At 57.4% G+C, this 22,732-nt stretch carries 12 protein-coding genes; all 12 read right to left on the bottom strand.

The window, feature by feature from the left end:
• Positions 1–866 precede the first annotated feature (866 nt).
• The 12 genes from OPIT5_27075 to OPIT5_27020 all read right to left on the bottom strand — a co-directional run bounded on the left by OPIT5_27075 (position 867) and on the right by OPIT5_27020 (position 22,717).
• The gene (locus OPIT5_27075) at positions 867–1,679 is read right to left on the bottom strand and encodes an integrase (protein AHF93334.1); all 813 of its coding nucleotides are present in this window, start codon (positions 1,677–1,679) and stop codon (positions 867–869) included.
• A 23-nt stretch (positions 1,680–1,702) separates the two neighbouring features.
• The gene (locus tag OPIT5_27070) at positions 1,703–2,056 is read right to left on the bottom strand and encodes a transposase IS3 (protein ID AHF93333.1); all 354 of its coding nucleotides are present in this window, start codon (positions 2,054–2,056) and stop codon (positions 1,703–1,705) included.
• A 5,595-nt stretch (positions 2,057–7,651) separates the two neighbouring features.
• On the bottom strand, positions 7,652–13,891 hold the full coding sequence (locus tag OPIT5_27065) for a type IV secretion protein Rhs (GenBank protein ID AHF93332.1): 6,240 nt from the start codon (positions 13,889–13,891) through the stop codon (positions 7,652–7,654).
• Positions 13,888–14,577, bottom strand: coding sequence for a hypothetical protein (locus OPIT5_27060; protein ID AHF93331.1), 690 nt, complete (start codon positions 14,575–14,577; stop codon positions 13,888–13,890). Before OPIT5_27060 ends, OPIT5_27065 begins: the two co-directional genes overlap by 4 nt.
• Positions 14,578–14,986: 409 nt before the next feature.
• Positions 14,987–16,066 carry an aminoglycoside phosphotransferase gene (locus tag OPIT5_27055; GenBank protein ID AHF93330.1) on the bottom strand — a complete coding sequence of 360 codons (1,080 nt, stop codon included), beginning with the start codon at positions 16,064–16,066 and terminating at the stop codon, positions 14,987–14,989.
• Positions 16,067–16,332: 266 nt separating this feature from the next.
• Complete coding sequence (locus OPIT5_27050) at positions 16,333–17,622, bottom strand: ornithine-oxoacid aminotransferase (GenBank protein ID AHF93329.1); 1,290 nt, start codon at positions 17,620–17,622, stop codon at positions 16,333–16,335.
• A gap of 81 nt (positions 17,623–17,703) precedes the next feature.
• Complete coding sequence (locus OPIT5_27045; GenBank protein AHF93328.1) at positions 17,704–18,429, bottom strand: amidase; 726 nt, start codon at positions 18,427–18,429, stop codon at positions 17,704–17,706.
• A 97-nt stretch (positions 18,430–18,526) separates the two neighbouring features.
• A complete protein-coding gene (locus tag OPIT5_27040; protein ID AHF93327.1) occupies positions 18,527–19,318 on the bottom strand; it encodes a 3-ketoacyl-ACP reductase in 792 nt (263 codons plus the stop codon).
• A 77-nt stretch (positions 19,319–19,395) separates the two neighbouring features.
• The gene (locus tag OPIT5_27035) at positions 19,396–20,214 is read right to left on the bottom strand and encodes a spermidine/putrescine ABC transporter permease (protein ID AHF93326.1); all 819 of its coding nucleotides are present in this window, start codon (positions 20,212–20,214) and stop codon (positions 19,396–19,398) included.
• Positions 20,215–20,277: 63 nt separating this feature from the next.
• Positions 20,278–21,432: a spermidine/putrescine ABC transporter permease gene (locus OPIT5_27030; GenBank protein AHF93325.1), complete on the bottom strand. Its 1,155-nt coding sequence runs from the start codon at positions 21,430–21,432 to the stop codon at positions 20,278–20,280.
• Positions 21,429–22,577, bottom strand: a complete 1,149-nt coding sequence (locus OPIT5_27025; protein AHF93324.1) for a spermidine/putrescine ABC transporter ATPase — start codon at positions 22,575–22,577, stop codon at positions 21,429–21,431. Before OPIT5_27025 ends, OPIT5_27030 begins: the two co-directional genes overlap by 4 nt.
• A complete protein-coding gene (locus OPIT5_27020) occupies positions 22,571–22,717 on the bottom strand; it encodes a hypothetical protein (protein AHF94792.1) in 147 nt (48 codons plus the stop codon). The genes OPIT5_27025 and OPIT5_27020 overlap by 7 nt, the downstream gene beginning before the upstream one ends.
• Between the last annotated feature and the right edge of the window lie 15 nt (positions 22,718–22,732).

Here is a 22,732-nt window from a genome sequence, read left to right as displayed (position 1 = left end):
TGTGCTATCTCATTTCGGGGAGCGAGCTTCGCCCCGTCACGTCCCCGTTTGACAACATAACCTGCAATCTGGCTACCTGATTTCTATTCATTCTTTCCGGTTGTTTTCCCAACTATCGGGCTGTCAAAAATGTCAAAAGTTAAGGTTTGGCCCGAATGGCGCTAAGTTAGGGCGTTTTTCCGTCTACCTGATGGAGAATTTCCAATACATGAATTGACTCGATTATGGCTTGGGTTCCAGAGGAGTTCCTCCTCCCAAAAGGTCGGATAATCCCCACGTTTCTCATGCGACTGGAAGTCACTGGGTTTCAACGGAGAGATGCCCTAACTTAGCGCCATTCAGGTTTGGCCCCTTCAGGTCTCCTAAACACAACAGGGGGTATTTTCAAAAAGGAAGTTCTGTAGGACAGAACTTTTAGATCACGTCGTACGATAGGATAGTATTCTTCATCTGAAAGATTGACGGGAACCATTAGTGCCTCTATGGCCCCCGGATCTCCTGGGTCAGTTATAACTGGTCGGTCAGATGGAATAATAAGTATGTAACGAGTTTTTATGTTGTTATATTTGCTCTCCAATAAAACCTCCCCTCGAAAGAAACCCTCCAGTCGTTTGATTCCGACAGATGGGTCTTCTCCTATAACGAAAATTGAGTCAATAAATTCCTTTATTGCCACTTCTTGATTTGTCGGGTTGCTCTCTTTTGGAGAGCAACCCGACAAGAAAAAAGCGGCACATCCGATAATGCTGATCAACGTCCTACGTGTCGCACAGGCCATCTGTTTATTTCTCCATATTCTCTGAGGTAAATCCGTAGGGGTCAAACTGGGCTTGCCTCGATTCTTCGGACAGTCGGTTAAGGGATAATTAGTTTGTATGTTTCAATGCGGATTCAAACGCAACAGGGCTTTGGTATCCAAGGCTGGAGTGGAGCCGGGTGCGGTTATAAAACGTCTCAATATAATCGAAGATCGCGGAGCGAGCCTCGGCTTTGGTGGCGAAGCGGCGGTGGTAAACCACCTCGTATTTCAGGCTGCTCCAAAACGATTCGATGAAGGCGTTGTCGTAACAGTTTCCCTTCCGGCTCATGGAGGCCACGCAGCGACGCGCGGCCAAGGCGGAGCGGTAATCACCGCTGGCAAACTGGCTGCCCCGGTCCGAGTGCACGATCAACCCGGGCGCGGGTTTGCGCTGGGCAAAGGCCATTTGCAGGGCCGCCACGGCCAGCCTGGCGTCCAGGATGTCGTGCATCGCCCAGCCAACGATCCGACGCGTATAGACGTCGAGCAACGCGACCACATACAGCCAGCCTTGGCCGGTCAGCACGCAGGTCGCATCGGTGGCCCAGGCTTGGTCGGGACGGTCGGCCACAAAGCCACGCAACCGGTTCGCGGCGATGGGGTCGCCATGACGGCTGTCCGTGGTGGCAACTCGGTATTTGGAGCGCTGCCGTGCGTGCAAACACTCCTGCCGCATCAGCCGGGCCACGCGCTTGCGACTGATCCGACCACCCAGCGCCCGTGTCATGCGCGGACTGCCGTAAGTCTTTCGACTGCGCGTAAATTCCTCACGGATTTGCTGCCGCAACGCCCGGTTTTGCCGCTCGCGCGGTCCGGGCGCATGACGCCGATCCAACCAGTCGTAATACCCGCTGCGCGAGACCATCAGAGCTTCGCACAGCCAGCTCACTTTGTATTCGCCGCTCATGCGTTCGATCCGGGCATACCTCTCGGCGGCTGTTCGCAGAGGATGCCCAGCGATTTTTTTAAGACTTCACGCTGCTCCAACAGCTTCGCGTTTTCCTCGCTCAATCGCCGGATCTGCGCCTGCAGCTCCGCCACCTGCGGCACGGGCTTTTCCGTCGGAACGGTGCCGTGCTCGGCACCGTTCCGACGGACCTTGGCCCACCGGTATAACAACGGCGCCCTGATCCCCAGTTCCGCGGCGACCTTCGCTGCGCTCCGGCCGCTCTGCCGCCACAACGCCAATGCCTCCTCTTGATATTCCTTGCTGTAAGTCGCACGGCTCCTCGCCGGCTTTTCCAATTGGGTCTTCATCTGTGTTTCCTTTCGCTTTTGACCCTCAACCCCTGTCCGTCAATTCGGGGCAACCTCAAACCTTAATCATTGATATTTGGGGATCGAAAAATGGACGAAAAATGAGTGAAAACGTAAAGAGGCCGAGCTTCGCCCCGTCACGTCCCCGCTTGGCAATGTGACCTGAAATTTTTCTGGCTCGAATCTTGTTCATCTCAGTGACCTTGCCTTTTCTGGCAAAGGTCGTTAAAAATGTCAAAAATTAAGGTTTTATCCCTTCGGTTTGACCACGGACACCGTTCGCTTTGTGGCCTGGGGCTTGGAACTTGGTTTTGGTTTCAGGCAGGCGTATATAAAAAATATTATACCCAGTGCTCCTGCTATCCTGATCCCTACTGCCGTCGATGATAGCGATCTGCCTGTCGGTGCAATACTAAGCAGGAAGTAGTCACTATATACTGATAGGATGAAGGCAAAAGTGCCTCCATAGAACAATAATATGCAAGTGTTCAGAAAAATAAAATGAAGTTTGAAATCCGCGTCCATCATTTTCCGACTTCTGATACCATATGCAGCAAGAAATAAAAGTGGAAGATAGAAGAGTTGATCGAATCCAGCGCCGGCGTTTGACTCAAATTCTCGTGTGATGATTATTGCATCGGTTGTGATTGTCTGCTTAAATGGTTGCGGACGATGTATTGCAGTGGCATTTGGTCCAGTATCTGTGATTATGGATGTAAGAAAGGAGCCAAGCCAAGTAGCGAGCAGAATAGATGTGAAAAAAGCGCATATATAGACTTCATGTTTAGCGTCCTGTGCAGGTGATTGTTTCGCTTTTCTCTGCTCCCAACAAGCTCATGCTTCCTAAGAGCTTGGCAAGGGTCCCGCTTCGATCCGATGGTTTCATGTCCATCGTATAAGAAGATGATATTATTGATATCGTGATTTCCTTGCAACAAGTCAGTTGTTTGCATCCATTGTTTTTGCTGCTTCAAAAGCCTTTAGCGCATCGCTATATGCAGCGGGGAATTTAGTTATCGAAGGCGAGGGTGGTGGTGCATCTGTTATAAGAGAAGAATTTGTTTCAAATGCAGGGTCCGCTGATGATTGAGATACGCACCAAGCGGACGGGGTCGGGCCGAACGTTGTGACATCCTGAAATTGGACGAGAAGCATAATTTGTTTGAAAATCAGGATGGTAGATTGATTTCATTTCAATGTTTTGTCACATCGTTCGGCCTGACCCGAATGGCGCTAAGTTAGGCCACCTCTCCGTTGAAAATCAGTGACTTCCAGTCGCATGAGAAACGTGGGGATTATCCGGCCTTTTGGGAGGAGGAACTCCTCTGGAACCCAAGCCATAATCGAGTCAATTCATGTATTGAAAATTCCCCATCAGGTAGACGGAAAAACGCCTTAACTTAGCGCCATTCCGGCCTGACCCCGTCCGCTTGCCCCCCTTTCCTTTACCATTGCTCGTCAGACATGAGTAGAGGAGAAGGTGGGGCAGTCATTCCTGCTAATCTTTGGCAACTCAATGTCGCCAGTGCGAGAATTGTGATATAGAAGATATCTACTTTTGAGTGGAATTGCATGGGGTCTTTTTTATTTTGGATGAATTTATGTGCTTGTCTGTCTCTTTATTATGATTAATATGACTCGGAATTATATGGGAAATAAGGTCTTGAGCAATTCGTAAGGGGTTAAACTTTAGTAATTTATTTTTTTCATAATCGAGAAATAGGTAAAAACGTAAAGAGACCAAGCTTCGCCCCGTCACGTCCCCGCTTGGCAACGTAACCTGCAATCTGGTCATCTGATTTCTATTCATTCTTGCCGGTTGTTTTCCCAACCGTCGGGCTGTCAAAAATGTCAAAAGTAAAGGTGTGACTCCCTATGGATTGTTCTCCGATCTGTCCTTCGGCTTGGCTTAGTATTTATTCAGATTGCCCCACTTTTTTCAGATACGCCGATTTTACCCGGATTGGGCGTTGATCGTCGTCAAACTCGATCAGGTCATTGGCAATGATTCCGGATGTGCCGTCTATTGTGCATTCTACATAATTGAAGGATGTAAAGCCATACCAATAAGAAAAACCTACGTCTTTGCGTACAGATTTCAGGATAAGGGTAGTACCGATTGGAATCGGTTTTATGACATGGGGGTATGCATCGGGAGAGCTTTCCCATGCAGAAATTGAAGGTGCGCCGCCGTAGAGTTGGCTTCCAAAAAAATACTTATCCTGGCTCGGCAGTGCCAGCGCATAAGTGTCCCCTGATTCACCAAATGCATATACAAGAAATAACTCGATTCTGGAATGGTATTGGCCAGCAATCGGCTCATCCAGAGGAACTCTTCGGTTAGTAGTGCAAGCAGTCAATAGTGCTGCATAAGTGACCACTGCCAGAATTGTATTTTTCATTAGGAGGTCCTGGAGGAGTCAAAACTGGTCCCTTTAGCTTGGTCTAGTATCATTGAGGTTTAGCCTTCTGAATCAGCCTTGATGTACATTTTGTATGGCTTCCCTTCGTCAAGATATCCATATCAAGCTATTTATGTCTTGCCAGTTGAGTGAAAACATAAATTGCGCACGATATGCTAAAGGATGCTCCAACGATGGGACGCAGATCATAGTTGACCGTATCACTCTTGACTATCAGGAAAACACCAAATCCGTTGATCGCTATTAAAAGCCAGATAGATGCGGTAGTTAATCGGCTCAGGAATGTCATAGATCTACTAATATCCAATTTCCTCTTGGCAGCAATCCTCGCAACTATCCGCCGGATTGGCTCCCCTTTAGTTATCTGTTCCCATTTGGGACTCCATTTGAATACGAAACCAATCGTGCATGGCTTGGCCATTTAGCTCTTTTGTAATTTGATTTTGATTATCATATAGTAGGACCGATAATGGGTTTCCGGCTTTCCATTTTATTTCTATGCTAACCATCCCATTTGAAAAATAGCGCTCCACTCCATTTTTTTTACCATCGGAGTCATACTGAGCTATTGAAATAACTTGGCCCTGTGGATTCCACTCAATACGCTCTCCCGTAATTACTCCATTAATGTATCTAGCTAATGACAGTAGTTTTTTTTCGCGGCCAAGGAATTTTAAGTCACCATGAATGCGACCATTACTCATTTTCCCTTCAACAACAGGAGTGTTGTCCGGTTTCTTTATTAAAAAGGGACCTGTTAACGTGAGTGTTCCGTTATGGTTTAATATAGTGGCTTGGATGCTGCATCCCTTGTCAATGTAGGTGCTTAATATGGCGTCAATAGTAACGGTTCTCTCCAAGGGGATGCCGGTCGATTGGTCAGCCTGCGCCTCTCTTGATAAAATATAGAAGAAGCAAGTGATTAGTATCCTGATTTTCATGGTTTCTGAGGCGGGCAATCCGTAGGGGATCAAACCTTGATAATTGATATTTGGGATCGAAAAATGAACGAAAAACGAGTGAAAACGTAAAGAGGAGCGAGCTTCGCCCCGTCACGTCCCCGCTTGGCAACGTAACCTGCAATCTGGTCATCTGATTTCTATTCATTCTTGCCGGTTGTTTCCCCAACTATCGGGTTGTCAAAATCAAGGTTTGCCCCCTTCGGATTGCCCCTTAAGGGTCAAGTGCCATGCGTCGTTGACTATTTTCATTCGATCTCTTTGGTTACGCTTTGTTGGTTGATCGGACTTTCTGTCCGATTGATGATTTTATCTGCTTGATGGGCTAACTTCAGGTGGATGGCTTCTTTCTCCTCATCAGTAGTTCTTAATAAATTCATTAAATTATAGTAGATATTTCTTATCCCTTCTGGATTATCATCTCTTGAGAAAGAGTATCCAGCGATTACCTCTCCTTTAACAGAAACCCAATACTCAATCACACCAACATCCACGTCCTTGATAGATGAAGGAGTGTTTTTAGCCACAAATATTTCTTTACAAAATCCTTGGTAGATTTTTTTTGCAATGATTGAATCAATATCGGTTGTAAGGCGGATAATTTTTCCGTCCCGATCTCCAAAAATTGCGCCACAACCAATAAAACTGATTTCGACGCTTACCTTATCACTCGGTGCTACATAAAGTGCGCCCCATTCATTACTATGTTGGGTTACGATTATGCCAAAAGAGCCATCGGGAGGGATGATGAATCCAAATTCGTGGCTTACTTTATGTCTGATGCTTTCTGAAGGATTTTCGGTGATCGAGAATGGTGCTCTTGGCGCGAAAAGATTACCCGACCAGACCGTCGTAGTATATATAGAGAGATATAGAATAAGTGTTAATGTTTTCATTCTTTCTTGTCGCAATCGCAAACGTTGCCGATTTTCGATGTGTTGCTAGGTGTCAGGCCATGTGGCGGCGTATATTTCAATGTGTTCCCTGCGTCATCTACGAGAATAATTGCCATACCAGTTCTGATAGCCCATCCTTTATCTGGACCAGAGAAAATATTTCCAGGGCTGTTATTCGGAGCTTCTTTTGTATTGTGTGAATGAACACCAGTTTGCCATCTAATTGTTTTACGATAGCGTGAATGATTCGGGTGTGGGTTCATTGCATTCTCTAAATTAACAGATCCGCCTGTTCCCCGCACGATATCCTCGTTTGTGGTGACATTTTCTTTTGCCAAATTTCCATATGAAAATTTTGTCTTTCCTTCTTTTTGGAAGCAGTAGACTACTGCTCCATATTCAACGCCATAAATCCAGCGATAATCTCTAGATCCATAACCAAAATATACTGTATAATGCTTCCCGGAATACGGAGAGGCAATCCATAGGGGGTCAAACCTGAATGGCGCTTAGTTAAGGCGGTTTTCCGTCGTTTTGAGAGGTAATTACCAATGTATGAATCGATCTCAATGTTGGCCCGGATTCCAGAGGGGGTTTCCCTCTCAAAAGGTTGGACGGGTTTCACGTTTTTTCATGGCTTTGGGAAGTCACTGGTTTTCAACGGAGAGACGGCTTAACTAAGCGCCATTCGGGTCAAACCTTAATAATTGATATTTGGGATCGAAAAATGAACGAAAAACGAGTGAAAACGTAAAGAGGAGCGAGCTTCGCCCCGTCACGTCCCCGCTTGGCAACGTAACCTGCAATCTGGTTATCTGATTTCTATTCATTCTTGCCGGTTGTCTCCCCAACCGTCGGACTGTCAAAAATGTCAAAAGTTAAGGTTTGCCCCTTCGGATTGCCTCCGGATACCGTTCGGTGTGTGCTATATTTATTGAAATATTTACTGAATTGGTGTTAGTGTTGGCAATGAAAGTGAATACCAGAGGTGTAGGGATAGTCCGGCAAGTAAGATGTTGATCAATATACAAATTGCCACTTGGTATAGTATCAAGGTGTTGCGGGCGTCTTTTTTTGCTAGGAATACTATATATGAAATCATTTCCCATAGGAGAATGAAAGATAGGCCAGCTGGGCCTGGATTTATTTTGCTGATAATCCATTTTGTCTCTGGCAGAAAAATGGCTCCGGTTGGTCGGTCGTATTGATAGTATATGTTTATGGTATTGGCGGCAAACCAAAGGTATAGTGCGACTGAAAGTCCAGCCGAGATCGCAATAATAAGGGATATAAAGTGAAATGCAAGTTTCATTTGTTTTATATGCTTTGCAGGTATTTGATAGAGGATCTGTTTTTTGGGGCAGAAGCCTTTTCCCATCGTTCAACGGCTGATCTCCATAGCTTGCCTGGGGATGATGCGGGTGTTGTGCCTGTTGGACGGGGGATGCGCTCATTATTGTGAAAATTAAAACTGAAACATCCCAAAATAGTACCATCAGGACATAGCGCGCAAACTTCGAATTGATACATTTTCCCCTGCTTGTTCCCCCAGAAATTGCTCCATGCATTATATGGAGCATCAAAGTAAGATGTGGAACCGTGTGCCCCTTGCCGTCCGCCATCCTGCGTATAGCCCGGCAAGGGCGCGCTGCCATTTGCGTTTGCGTTGTTTATATTGGTGTAGTCTGATGCATCGATTCGTGAGTCGCCACTCCCGATTTTTATGGCTTGGACTAATCGTATGGTTTCTCGAATACACGGGCAGGTATCTGCAGGCTGGTATTCAACTTCAAACCCGTCTCCATAGTACCCACCTTGACTGGAGTCATACGGTACCAGCGCACGCTTTGCTTGATCATCATTGAATTTTATATTTTTTGCAATCCGCAAAACAAATTTTCCTTCAGGCGGCACCTCTGTTAATGGCTCTAGGCCTAAATAATCCCATTGGTTTACCAAATCATTTCCAACCATCGCATACAGATTTATCCCCCCGCGCTCTTCAAGCGGGTCATTGCCGAGCCAGCGGGCCAAGATTGTCGAATAATATCTGTAGCCGTAATAGTGAAGTCCGGTTAGCCGGTCTTGGTATTTTGTGGAGAATCCGAACGGCAGTTCCTCACTAATGCCGGTGCTCATGACGGATTCGCCAAAAGCACCATATTCGCGCAGGCCGGCGAGGGAGCCGTCGGTCGTGTTAATCCATGCGATGATGTTGCCATTGGCATCGTAGCCGGGAACGTATGCCGCCGTGCTCGTGTTGCTCCACAGCAGGCCGCCGACGCCGCCGGCCCCTTGCGAGCTGCCGCTCAGATCCAGACCCCAGACATGGCTGCGCAGAAGTTGGCCCGCATTCAACTGGTCGTACTCGGCCAGCAGGTTCCAGCCATCGTAAAGGAGTTGCTTGCTGTCGACCACCATCCAGCCAGCAGATGGTGACAGAATCTTCATTATAGCGGTAAGCCTGCGGCTCTGTGAATCATAGGCAAATTCCAGTCGAGTCTGGACGAGATGGAGTCCGATTGAAGATTCATATCGCATTTCCATGCTAATGAGCCGGTTTTCTGCATCCCAAGTGTAGTTCCAGCGACCGTCTTGCGTCAGGTTGCCGTCGGCGTCATGGGTAAAGGCTTCCGGATCGCTCGGCACAATGTAGGGATCGGTGCGGCCGGTGGTGGCAAATGAGCGTGTTTCGGTAGCGACCTGTTCCGGCGGGCCGGGATCGACCGCCTGAATCTTTATTTCCGCGTTGACCGGATCGGGATCGTTGTCGAAGGGAGCAGCCCGGAAAAAGTCCTCGCCGGTACGGGTGGTCAGGCCGTCGTTGACGAGCACGGTGACGGCGGTGGAGGCGGAGCCGCGCACGTCGATGGCACCGGGGTAGTCGCGCTGCGTGTAGCGGTTGAGCGCGTCGGAAAGGTAGGCGGCGGTGCGGCCGTTGGTGGTCGTGCTCATGCGGTTGCCGATGTCGTCAAAACTGTACCCGAAATCGTACCCCGGCAAGGCCGTGTTGTCGGACAGGCGCTTTTGCGCCGAGGTCACCTGCCCGAGGGTGTCGTACCCGTAGGTCCAGTGGCGGGAGTCTTCATGAGTTACCTGCGTGCGCTGGTTAGCGGCGTTGTACGTGTAGTCGCGACGGGCGTGCAGGATGGAACCGTTGCCCAGCGTGTCTACACGGGTGATGCGACCGAGCACGTCGAAGGTGCGTTCCTGCCGTGCACGTTCGGTGGAACTGTTGCTGACGGTGACGCCGGTTACCGTGCCGAGGTTCGGATGATAGCTGTAGCTGGCCGATAGGTCGCCCTGCGTCACGGTGGCCAGACGCGAGGCGGCGTCGTAAGTGTAGCTCACGGGTTGGATCGAAGTTGCCGAAAGGGAGTCCTGCCGTTGCAGGCTGTCGAAGGTGTGGGTGACCGACTTGCCGGCAAGCAGACCGGTGCCGGAATAGACTTCGCCGGTCAGCTGTCCGTTGGCATAGGAGCGGGTGAGCAGGCCGGCGGCGTCGGTGGTGGTGTGCAGGCGCCCGGCGCGGTCATACGTGTGGGCAACCGCCGGCGTGCTGTCGCTGTAGGTGACGGAGGCCAAGTCGCCGGCATCGGTGTAACCGTATGTGGTAACGACGCCGCGCGCCCAGGTGCGCGTGGCCAAGCGCCCGGCGGGGGTGTAGGTGTAGGCCGGTCCCTGATTGTCCGCGTAGAGTTTCTGGGTGAGCCAGCCGCGTTGCGGGTCGTAGTTCCACGTGGTGACGGCCTCGCCGGTGGTGCCGGAAAAATCTTTCCAGGTGGTCAGCGTTTTCAGCCGGCCCTGCGCGTCGTACGTGTATTCTTGCGGATACGTGCGTGCGCCCCACGTGCGCTTTATCTGGCCGGTCGGGTAGTACGTGGTTTCGGTCTCGGCGGCGTCGGGATGGGTGACCTTCGACGGCCAACCGCGGTTGTTGTACGTGTAGCTGGTGGTCTGTGTGCCGTCGCCGGGATCGGGCGTGGTCACAGTAGCAACTTGGTCGTCGTCAAAATATGAATACGTAGTCGTGCCGATGCCGGTCGCCGTTTGCGTGACGAGCCGGCCGTGCGGATCGTACGCGTAAGCGACTTGGGAAAGGGTGTTGTTATTGGCATCCTTGCGGGTTTCTCCGGTCAGGCGGCCGTGGGCATACGTGAGGATGCTGGTGGAGCCGTCGGGAGCCGTCGTCGTTTCGGTGCGGTTGCCCGCGCCGTCCTGCGTGACGCTCGTGTGCGTGGTCAGGCCGCGGGTGGTGGTCCATGATTGCAGGCTGTCCACCGCCGTCTCGGTGACCGAGACGGTCACCGGATTGTCTCCGGCGTCTTCCCAGACTTCGGTGGTCGTGCGTCGGACGGTGACGCTGTCGCGGGTCGCGTACGTGGTGACCGTGCGAGTGATGCGGTCGTCGCCAGCGTAGTCGATGGTGCCGTTGCGGTCCAAGTCGAGGGCGGTCACCGTCTGCTCGCCGCGGTCGTTGTACGCAAACAGGGTTTGTACACCGTCGGCATCGGTCTGCCGGACAAGCTGGCCCTTGGCGTTGTAGCCGGAGGTTTCCTCGGCGTTGTCGGGATAGCGGACCAGATGGTTGCGACCGGCGTGGTCGCGGTAGCGTTTGACCCACTGCGCGGCGGGTGTGCCGGTCGGTTCGTCACCGGTGGGAAAATACTCCTGTTCGTATTCGCCGTCGGTATCCACGCCGTAAGCGTAATTGTGCCACTGCGCGGCGTCGCCGCGGACCGAGGCGGGCGAGCCGTCCGGATAGAAGGTGGAAATCTCCTCGCTGGTGTCGGCGTGGACGGTTTTGCGTTCGGTCAGGCTGCCGGAAAGCAGCGTTTCGGTGTACGTGGTGGTGCGGTTGAGCGCATCGGTGGAGGTCAGCAACCGGCCGGCGGTGTCGTATGTCTGGGTCGAGACGGGAATCTGCGAATCGTCACTGCCGACGCGGGTGGTCGAGATGACCCGGCCGGCCGCGTCGTATTCATAAACGGTGGAGACGCCGCCGACGGTCTCGCGGGTGACGCGGCCGAGGTCGTCATGCTCGTACGTGGTCAGGATGCCGTCGCGGCTGCGGAAGGAGGCCAGCCCGCAGCACGACGAATACTCCCGGCGTTCCTCGGTGCCGTCGAGGAAAGCAGTCAGCGTGGGTCGGCCGAGTTCGTCGCGGTTCATGACCACCGCCGCCGCCACGAGCAGGCCGTTTTCATAGACGTTGCGCTCCCGTTCGCGGCCCAGTTCGTCCTCGATGACTTCGGTGCGGCGGCCGGTGATCGAGCCGTCAAGCTGGAGTGCTCCCTCCAAGGTGGTCCAGATGCGCCCGCCGGTTTCCTGCGGATCGAGCAGCAGGCTGGTGGCCGTGCCGTCGGGTCGTTGCGTCCAGACAGTCTTGTACTGGAGCAGGCCATTGACGCCGGTGCGGGTGATCGTGACGAGGTTGGTGGAGGCATCCCAGGCCGCGCCGGGCACGGTGCAGACGATCTCGCGTTCCTCGGTCCAGGCCTCGGCGGTTTCCCCGTTCGGGCCGAGGCCGCCGGTGGCCGTCAGTACGAGTCGGTGGCGGCGGCCGGTTTCCTGCCCGAGCAGGGTGTCGGTTTGCGTTTCCAGCGCCTCATCCTTGCCGTCGCCGTCCAGGTCGGTGACGGTGGCGTAGGTCCAGGTCGTCACGCGGTTGAGGTTGTCGGCCGACTCGAAGGTGCTGTCGAGGAACTGACTGACGCGCTTGGCCTTCCGGCCCTCGGTGTCGTATGTCCAGCTTTCCCAGTTGCCGGCGGAGGTCTGCCGGGTCTTCATCTCGCCCAGCGCCAGCCCGTCGGTCGTGGCATTGTCGTAATACCTGTAGGTCGTGGTGACCGCGGCGGCGCCCGAGCCGGTGATTTCCTCGATGGTCTTTTCGCCGAAGGAGTACGTGCGGGTCTTTTTTACGGTGACCTGCGCCACGCTGTTGTCGAGGTTGACCAGTTCGCGCGTCTCCACCTTGAGGTCTCCCTCGGTGGTATAAGTGAGCCGTTCGGTCTTCAGGCCGTTGCCATACGTTGCCTCCCAGTTATCGCCGTTCTGGCTGAAGACTGTTTCGATGGCCTTGCTGCCGCGCGTTTCGGTCAGGCTCAGCTTCGGATTCAACGCCGTGGAGCCGGAGGCTTCCGCAATCGTATAGGTGACCAAAGGCGTGCCGCTGACCGCATAGAAGCCGGTTCCGGTATCCAGACTTCCGACTTGGGAGGCCAAGTACACGCGGATTTCATAAGAAGTTGTCGAAAGCGTGACAATGTCCGCCAGTCCTTCGGGGACAAGGATCTGGCGCAGATTCTCCAAAGTATCACGGACGACCTCCACATCATCATCGGAAAAGGAGAGCAGGTTCAGTGCTGCTGGAGTGAATGATGCCGGCGTCAGATCATCTTCCTTGATACGCAGCAGGCCGGCAGAAAGCCCTCCGGTGACAGATCCCAGATGCATGCCGAAATCGACGCTGTTGACGCGACATCCGTCTGGAGTTCCGATTGTTTTGCCGTTTACAGCCGGGTAGAGTACGATGGTATTTTCAAGAACCTCTGTGACTTCTTCGATTTTGCCAGTCGGCGTTTCAAAGGTGCCTTCGCCATTATCCTTGATCTCTACTGTGGCGACCGTCTGCCTTTTGTCATAAGGCGCTGGGGTGCTCTTGTATTTCGCTTCCCCGCCAGCTTCAAAGCCGTCCCATTGTCCGGTTCGCAAGACAGCTTCAACTCGATACTTTCCGGGACAGATCCCATTCAATGTAATTGTCACTCCACGACCGCTGATTGCTATCGGCTCTGTCACTTCTGGCGTTGTCGTATCAACAGCTGAGATGTAGGTTCGATGAAACTTACCCTCAACTTTGGGCTGAGTGGACCTCTTCAGCGCCGCGGCGATGGTGTCCGGGTGGGAAAGAGTCTGATACAGGCCACCAAGTTCAGACCGGTAGGTCCAGCCATCTGCGCAACTGGTATCATCAAGAACAAGAGACCGGGTTATCAGTGTTTCGGTCAGGGTGCATTTTGAGTGGTTCGCATGGTTTGTGAAAATCTCATGTGTAGTATCAACCCAAGGGGTGTCGCAAGGAACCTCGTATAAAGGTGCAAATTGCTTAGCATAAGATATAAATCCATCTGGTCCGATCTCTGCCGTGCCCGTAAACCTTCCGAAGTCTCCGCCTGGCAACTGCGCATAAGCACAAGCCTCGTTGCAGTCGCCAAACTGGTGCCTGTCCGTCCAGAGGGCTCCGCTAAAATTACGTTGCTTCCATTTCCAGATTGGGCCTGCGTTCCAAGGGGCGGTCGGGTCGGAGTTATCTTGGGTATTGCCAGTCTGGCGATAGCCGGAAAAACCGACCAGATTACCGATTCCCGTGATGCTTTTATAGGAAACACTGGTATCTTTTATTTCGATGTTGCCACATTGTCCCCATCCATTGGAGACAAACAGAACTGAGGCGAAGAATAGTAAGCAGGCGGTACCGGTCATCTCTCGGCCAATTTTTTCGTTGGAACGCATTGCCGATTTTCGAACTTTCTGCGCAATTTCGGGACAGTTCATGGGCTGAAAGTAATCAGGCTGAGGGTGGCAGGGGAAATCGAAGTCGCAGCGACGTTCGGATCAGTGTCGGCGAGGAATTCGGCGAGGTTGCTCAGGCCGTCATTGTCGGGGTCGGAGGTAGGGTCGATGCCGGTGTGGCCGAAATGGGCCAGTTCCCAGGCGTCGTCGATACCGTTGCCGTCGGCATCGGTCAGCAGCGGACTGACGGTTGTCTCGAGGGAAGACTGGAGGAGGGTGAAACTGTCGACGGGGAGGTCTTCGGGAGGTTGCCAGAGGATGGCGAGGTCTTCGGGCGGAGCGGGCAGGGCGGAGATGTCCCAGGTATAGGTCAGGGCGTCGTCGCTGGCGGTGAGCGCGGGGGCGAGGGGAGTGGTACGGTTGATGAGGAGGGCGGCTTCGGGCGGGAAGAGCGGTGGGAGGGCATCGGTGAAGGCGACGCGGAGGGAAAGGGTGTCGAGGTCGGGGAGAACGGTGGCGGGGAAAAGGGTAATGTCCTCGCCACTACGCAGGAGGAGGCCGCCGGTGTCGTGGTCGGCGGGGAGGAGGACGGTATCCGGATCGGGGGCGGTGAGGTCTGCGGACCAGCCGGACCAGGTTTCCCGGGAGTCGGCGGCAGGGAGGAGAGCGGCGAGGCCGAGCACGAAAACGGGCACGGCAAACCGGTTGAGGTGGAAACAGGTGTGCATGGCCGGGGGAGAGGGTTGAACAGTTGAAAAGACGGCGTGGAAACGTGGCAGCCAAGAGAGGATTTCCGCAGGCTGGGTGGCAGAGAGATGCACTCATGATGCCGGTTAATACTCACCGGGCAAGCCCATTGTCGGGGAGGTTGGCCATTTTTTCGGCAGATACTGACCGACCAGCAGTAACGAGTTTCGGGGATATGCGGAACGAATGTCAGGGTCGGCAACCACGTGGCACGGCCGTCCTGGCCGTGGACGGTGCGCAGCACCGCACTGACCCGAGGGGAAGACACGGGCTGGAAGCCCGTGTCACGTCGATCGGACGGCTTCGCCGTCGGCGGGCGGGACGCCCGCGCCACGCGGAGGGGCAACGTTCATGGGCAGGATGCCCATGCCACTTGATGAGTCGCTTCGCTCAGGCGAAGCGGGAGAGGTAGCGGTCGGCGAGGGCGGCCGTGCCTTCGGCAAAACCGGGGGCGACGGATTGCGCCTGGGCCGTGTCCGCATGGGAACCGATCCACGCCAGAAGCAGGAGGCGGCGCATCATGACGAAGGTGTCGATTTCGGCGATCTCCGCTTTCGAAAGCGTCCGGACTTTGGCGTAGCCGCGCAGCCAGGCGTCGATGTACGCGGGAAGGTCGGGATGCGTCTCGATGAAGCTGAGCGCGGCGGCGAGATCGTAGATGAACCACGAATACCCGCAGTCGTCAAAATCGATGGCGGCGACCGTATCGTTTTTCACCAGCAGGTTGGCGGCGCGCAGGTCCGCGTGGATGAGACCGAAGCGGTTTTTGGCAAAACCGACGGCATCGGAGCGGCGGCGGAGCACGGGCAGGACGCGATTCAGGTGACGCTGGATGGTTGGAGTGACGCCGGTGCCGTTCTGCCATTGGCCCCAGTGTCCGTCGGGGCCGAGCATGGTATCAAAATCCCAGCGGAACCGGCGCATGGGACGCGAAGGTTTCCAGGCAACCACGTGGCGGTGGAGTCGGGCGGTGACTTCGCCGAGCAGTTCGAACGAGGCGAGGCGGTTGGAATCGTCCGGCTCGGTGCCTTCGACGAAGGTGAAGAGCACGCAGTTGCGCGGCTCCGGCACGCCAGGGTGCCAGACATGCTGGATGTATTCGCCGTCGAGCGCGGCGACGGGCTCGGCAGTGACCAGCGGGGTGTCGCGCCGGATGGCGAGAACCCATTCGAGTTCGGAGGCGATGTTGGCGCGCGGGTGGTAACCGGGACGGTTGATGCGAAGCACGCGCGCGGGGCCGCCAGGCGGACGGATCAGCCAGGTGGCGTTTTCCGAATAGTTGAGCAGGCTGATTGCCGAGGTGGGCGGCAGGCCGTAGAGCGGCAGCGCCTGGCGGGCGAGTTGTTCGACGCGGGCAAGCTGGTCGGCGACCGGCAGGGCGGTAAAGGCTTGCGCGGGCGTGAGGACCGCGGCGGGGGGCGGCACGGGGCGGCGTCGGGTGGTGGCGGGACGGCGGGCGATCGTGAGCATATGGCAGACGGATGGATGATCGGGTTGAGTCGGTGCGCGGCGGGCGCGTGGTGAAAAAGGTGAGCAGGTGGCGTGCCTTGGCGGCGGAGGGAGGAGCGGTGACAGGTGTGTTGCTTGCAGAGAGGGCGGCGCCTGTGGCGGCGCTCCATGTAGGGGCTTCGCTTGCGAAGCCCGCCGCCCGCCGTTTGATGCCCCGTCTTGCATTCGCGGGCGTCGCAAGCGACACCCCTGCGGTCGCAGATGCGGGCGGGACGCCCGCGCCACGTTCAGGCGGTGGCGGCGGCGACGGGAAGTGTTTTGATTGCTTCGGCGAGACCGGCTTCGAGGCGGGCAAGGATGTCGTCGCAGAGTTCCTTCGTGCAGAGGAGGCCGGGCTTGAACTGGAGGACGCGCGGGTCGAGTTGCGAGTAGATGGCCCAGAGGCCGTGTTTGTAGAGGTGCGGCATGACGAGTTTCGCGCCGTCGGGGTGGTCGAACTCGAGTCCGAAAATCACGCCGCGCTGGCGGATGCCGCTGAAGAACGGGGCGAATTTTTCGCGGATACGGTCGAGCCCGGCGCGGAGGTGGTCGGCCACGAAATGGACGTTGGCGACGGTCTCGGGACGGAGGGTGATTTCCAGTGTCTTGAGCGCGACAATACAGCCGAGCTCGGCGCCGCCGAAGGTGGAGATGTGGCCCCAGCCGTCCTCGGTGAGCCAGTGGCCGGCGCGTTCGCTGACGATGACGGCTCCGATCGGGTAAATGCCGCCGCCGAGGCCCTTGCTGGTGACGATGATGTCGGGCGTGACACCGTACGTGCTGATGCCCCAGAGCTGGCCGCAGCGCATGAGGCCGGTCTGCACCTCGTCGGCGACGTAGAGGGAGCCGTATTTCTGGCAGAGTTTTTTGACGCCGGGCAGGTAACCGTCGTCGGGGAGCGGGAAACCGTAGGTGGCGGGAATGGTTTCCATGATGACGCAGGCGGCATCGCCGGCACGCAGGGCGGCTTCCATGGCGTCGAGGTCGTTGAAGGGCACCTTGACGAATTCGCGCGGGTCGCCCTCGCTGAGAAACTGTTTGGCGTAGCGTTCGTTGGCGGTGCCGAGCGCGAGGCCGGTGTGGCCGTGATAGGCCCGGATGACGGAGACGATTTTTTTGCGCCGGGTGGCGTAGCGGGCACACTTGAGGCCGATGTCGATGGCCTCGCCGCCACCGCTGGAAAGGATGGCGTAGTGCATGCCGGCGGGCGCGGTCTCGACGAGTTTCCTGGCGAGCGCGGCCCGGGTAATCGCGGGGAAATGATGGTTGCCGATGTCGAAATGGTCGAGCGCCTCCTTGAGCGTGGCGACGATCTCGGGGTTGCGATGGCCGAGGTTGAAGGTGCCGCCGTTGAGGTGCAGATCGATGAGCCGGTGGCCGGTCATGTCGTATATATGGTAGCCTTCGCGGCGTCCCATGATGAAATCGACGCCATCGCGCTGCCAGGCCTGGACCTTGTGCGGATTCCAGTAACGGACGGAGTCGCGCTGGACGGCTGTTTTGTCGGCGTGGACAAGTGATTCGATGAGTGGAGACATAGGATTTGTGGTTGGTGGTTTGGAGTTGGAAGTTGGTAGTTTGTAGTCGGTATTCGGTTACTCAGGAGGGATGCTGGTTTTTCAGGTGGTGAGGGCGGAGAGGGTTTCGGTGGTGGTGAGGACCTGGCAGTAGAGGTTGTTGATGATGGTGAGTTCCTGGCGGTGGAGCTCGTCGGTGGCGGCGGCGCAGGCGTCGTCGACGACCACGACATCGAAACTTTCGTCGGCGAGGCTGCGCACGGTGCAGGAGACGCACTGGTCGGTGAAAATACCGGCGACGACAACGTGGCGGATGCCGAGATTGGCGAGCAGGAGGCGGAGGCGGGTGCCGGTGAGCGCGCTGTCGGTGGTCTTGCCGAGAACGGGTTCGCCAGGCAGCGGTGCGACTTCCGGAAGGATTTCCGCGCCCGGGCTGCCGGGCGGAAAATGGAGATTGTTGAAACCGGGCCGGGCGTGGCTGAGCGAGCGGCCACGGCCGTCGGCGGTGAGACTGACGATGCGGACGTAAAGGATGTGGCGGGAGGCGACGGGATCGGCCCGGAAGCGGTCGAGCAAGCGGCGGGTATTGGGGAGAACGGTGCTGGCCATGCGCTCGCGGTAAGGCGTCCAGCGTTGATAGTCGGCGCGGAGGACGGCATCGGCGTCGGCGGGCGGCGGCGCGGGATCGTAGAAACCGCGTTGCAGGTCGATCAGCAGAAGGGCGGTGCAGGCGAAGGGCAGGCGGATTTCCGGCAGATCGTCGGCGGGGAGCGTGGCGTAATAGAACGAGCGATACGCGGTGCGCCAGGTGGAGGGAGGCGAGGACATGGATAATTACGAATTACAAATGACGAATGACGAATTGTCGGGTAGCGGTTGCATGGTGCGTTGCGGATTCGGAAAATTCGTCATTCGTCATTCAGAGTCACGCGGTGAGGGCGGCGGGGGATTCGGGGAGGATCTGGCCGCCGTCCACGACGAGGGCGTGGCCGGTGATGAAACCGGCTTCGGGTGAGGCGAGGAAGGCGGCGGCGTGGCCGATGTCGTCCACGGTGCCGAGTTTGCCGAGCGGGATGCAGGCGGCGGTGGCGTTGATGTAATCTTCGCCCAGGCCGGCGAGACCTTCGGTGAAGATGTTGCCGGGGAGGACGGCGTTGACAGTGATGCGGTCGCGCGCCAGTTCGATGGCGGCGGTGCGGAGAAAGCCGAGTTGCGCGGCCTTGGTGGCGCCGTAGTGCGACCAGCCCGGGAAGCCGGTGATCGGCCCGGTGATCGAGGAGGTGATGACAATGCGCGGCGCGGCGCTTTTTTTGAGGTGCGGGACGGCGAGTTGCACGCAGGTGAACAGGCTGCGGACGTTGGTGGCGAAGAGGTCGTCCCAGGCGGCGTCGGTGAGTTCGGAGAGCTTCGCGGCGGGGAAGGCGCCAGCGTTGGCGCAGAGGATGTCGAGCCCGCCGTGGAGGCGGACGGCCTCGGCGACGAGAGCCTCGATCTGGTCGCGGCGGGTGACGTCGGTGCGGAAGAAGGTGGCGCTGCCGCCGCTGCCGGGCGGGATGAGGGCGCGCAGCCCGGCGGCGGTCGCTTCGCCTTCGTCGGCGCTGCGGGCGGCGAGAAGAACGCGCGCGCCTTTTTGCACGAAGACGCGGGCGATGCCTTTGCCGATGCCCTTGCTGGCGCCGGTGACGATGACGGATTTGCCCTGGAGTGAGGATGGCATGGGACGTTACGATTTCGGACTGGTGATTTTCGAATGCGGACTGCTGCGATGCACGGGGAGGGAAGGGGCTCGGTGGATCAGTGGGCGGCGGCGGCCTGGCGGTTTTTGCGGGTGGTCCAGCGGATGAGCGCGAAGAGCAGGACGACGAGCGCGATGGCAACGGCGACGGAGATCGCGCCGACGGCCGGGACGATGGGCTGGTAGCCGCTGGTCATGCGGGCGTAGAGCCATTCGGGCAGGGCGCTGTCCGGGCCGGTCGTGTAGAGCGAGAGGGCGAAGTTGCCCCACGAAAGCAGGATCGCGAAGCAGGCGGCGGAGACCATGCCGGGCGCGAGGAGCGGCAGCGTGATCAGGCGCAGGATCTGGCCGCGGGTGGCGCCCATGTCGCGGGCGGCCTCCTCGAGCGAGTCGTCGAGCCCGTAGGCCTGGATCGACATGATGAGTGTGGTGATCGGCGCGATCCAGACGGTGTGCGAGATGACGGCGGTCCACCACGACGGGGTGATGTCGAGAAAGTTGAACCACATGAGAAGCGCGAGCCCGAGCACGGATTGCGGGAAGAACAGCGGCAGAAGGACGAGGCGCTGGAACGTCTTGCGTCCGCGCCAGACGTAACGGGCGTAGGCGAGGGCGGCGAAAAATCCGATGGCGAGCGAACAGACGGTGGTGAGACCGGCGATTTTCAGGCTGATGCCGACGAACTCCGCGACCTGCGGGGAATGGATGGCGGCATCATACCATTTGAGCGTGAGATCATCGACCGGATACGGGAAAGCGAAGTAACGCTTTTTCGAGAGCGAGGCGACGATGATGCAGAAGAGGGGAAAATAAAAGAGGAGCAGGATGAGGCCCGCGTAGAGGCTGAAGCCGGCTTTTTGTGTGCGGGAGACGATCATGGCGGGCTGGAAGTTTGAAGTTGGTAATTCGTAGTTGGTCTACGGATATGCGACGGGAGGGCCTCAGGAGTCGCGTTTCTTGCCGAGGAGTTTTTCGAGGTCGAAGCGGCCAAGGGCGAAAAAGACGAGGACGGTCGTGAGCGCGATGAGGAGCGTCGAGAGGGCGGAGCCGAGCGGCCAGTTCTGGCCGTAGGTGAATTCGGTCTCGATGTCGGCGGCGATCGTGACGACTTTCTGGCCGCCGAGGATTTTGGCTTCGGTGATCGCGCCGACGGAGAGGACGAACACGAGGAGCGAACCGATGAGAATGCCGGGCATGGAGAGCGGCAGATCGATCTTGCGAAACACCTGCCAACGGCTCGCGCCAAGATCGAATGCCGCCTCGCGCACCTGGTCGGGCACCATCTTCACGCCAAGGGCGAGCGGGAAGAGCATGAAGGGAAGATAAACGTACACCATGCCGAGCACGATCACGGGGACGTTGTAGAGCAGGGAATCCATCTGGATGCCGAAGCGGCCGAGTATGCCCCCGACGACGCCGTTTTTCATGAAGCCGATGACCCAGCCGAAGAGGCGCACGTTTTCCGAAACGAAAAGCGAGGAGGCGATGGCGTAGGTGATGAACGTGGCGCCGCCGCGGAAAATCTTGGCGAGCGCGAAGGCCAGCGGATAACAGATGACGAGAAGGATCGCGACGGTGAGCGTGGCGAGGCCGACCGACCAGAGGATGGATTTGTAGTAGGTCTGGCCGAAAATCGTCCGGTAGTTTTCCAGCGTGGGCCACTGGAGGAGACTGAACGTTCTGGACGGCATGAGGCCGAACCAGACGACGCAGAGGAGCGGCACGACGAAACCGAAGAGCATCAGCAGCACGAACGGCAGCGAGGAGAGCGCGCCGAAGGCGCCGGGTGTGGTGCGCAGGCGGGCAAGGAGGCGCGGGAGAAGCGGGTTGGCGTCGATGTAGCGGAGCGCGGGATCGTCGGGCGACCAGGGGAGGGCGGGGAAGGGGATGGAGAGGGCGCACGGGCTGGAAGCCCGTGTTACTTCATGGGCAGGATGCCCATGCCACGTTGCGGGCGGGACGCCGGCGGCACACGGAGAGGCAACGCCCACGGGCAAGGATGCCCGTGCCACGTCGGATGCGGGCGGGACGCCCGCGCCACTGCCGGCGGGGGCGGGGACGGAATCGGGCGTCGTGGCGGCGTTTTCGGAAATCATGATTCGAGGAGCTGGCTGTCCTGGAGTTCCCAGCCGAGCCGGTGGTCGGAGGCCGTCGGGTCGGGGCGGTCTTCGCGCAGGCGCTCGACGGTGAGCGTGCAGCCGGGCGCGGCTTCGACGTGGTACTGGATACGTGACCCGAGCGAAAACTCGTTGACGATGCGCACCGGGATGGCGTTGCCGGCCGTCTCGCCCGGTTTGAGAAAGCGGAGCGATTCGGGGCGGATGAGGAGCTTGCGCGGCTGCGCGGCGGCGAGCGGCGCGGGCAGCGTGAGCGGGAGAGCGCGGCGGCCGGTGTCCCATTCGCCGGCGGCGGTGCCGTCGCGACCGGTGACGGGGAGGAGGTTGACCTCGCCCATGAACTCGGCGACGAAGGCGTTGCGCGGGGCGGCGTAGATTTCGTCGGGCGTACCGATCTGTTCGATACGGCCGGCGCGGAGGATGGCCACGCGGTCGCTCATGACCATGGCTTCCTCGAGCGAGTGGGTGACATAGCAGAACGTCTTGCCGGTGCGGCGCTGGATGTCTTTCAGCTCCTTTTGCAGCATCTTGCGCAGGCGGGCGTCGATGGCGGAGAGCGGTTCGTCGAAGAAGAGGATTTCGGGATCGTACGCGAGGGCGCGGGCGAGGGCCACGCGCTGGCGTTCGCCGCCGGAGCACTGCATGACGTTCTTGTCGTAATAATGGTTGGGATCGAGGTGGAGCTGGGTGAGGAGTTCCCAGGCGCGGGTGCGGCGCTCGCCGGAGGCGACGCCGGCGATGGTGAGCGGGAACTCGACGTTGCGGCCCACGCTCATGTGCGGGAAGAGCGCGAGCGACTGGAACACCATGCAGGTGGGGCGGCGGTTGGGCGGCAGGTCGTTGATGACGCGTCCGCGCAGGAGGAGGTCGCCGGAGGTGGGTTTTTCCATGCCGACGAGCATGCGCAGGAGCGTGGTCTTGCCGCTGCCGCTCGGGCCGACGAGCGTGAAGAACTCGCCCTCGCGGATACGGAAGCTCACGTCGTTGACGGCAGTGAAGGCGCCGAAGCGTTTGGTGATGCCGGCGGCTTCGAGGATGGCATCGCGGACGCCGGGCGTGTCGGCGGCAGGAGCGGCAGGGCGGGAAGCGGGGGCAACGTCGGGTGCTGTGAGCGGTGCTACCATGTGGTGATTTTCGGTTTCCGGTTGATGACTTGCGATTGGCGGCCCCGGCGGCCGGGATGCCCGGGAGACGGCATGCAGGAGGCATGCCGCCACGGTTTTCGACCCGGCATGCACTTTTCCGTCAGGAAAAGCAGAGGCATGCCGCTACGTAATGG

It is taken from the genome of Opitutaceae bacterium TAV5 (assembly GCA_000242935.3).
Classification (GTDB): domain Bacteria; phylum Verrucomicrobiota; class Verrucomicrobiia; order Opitutales; family Opitutaceae; genus Geminisphaera.
Note: the sequence above shows the minus strand (reverse complement) of the source record. Positions and strands in the feature narration are given on the sequence as shown.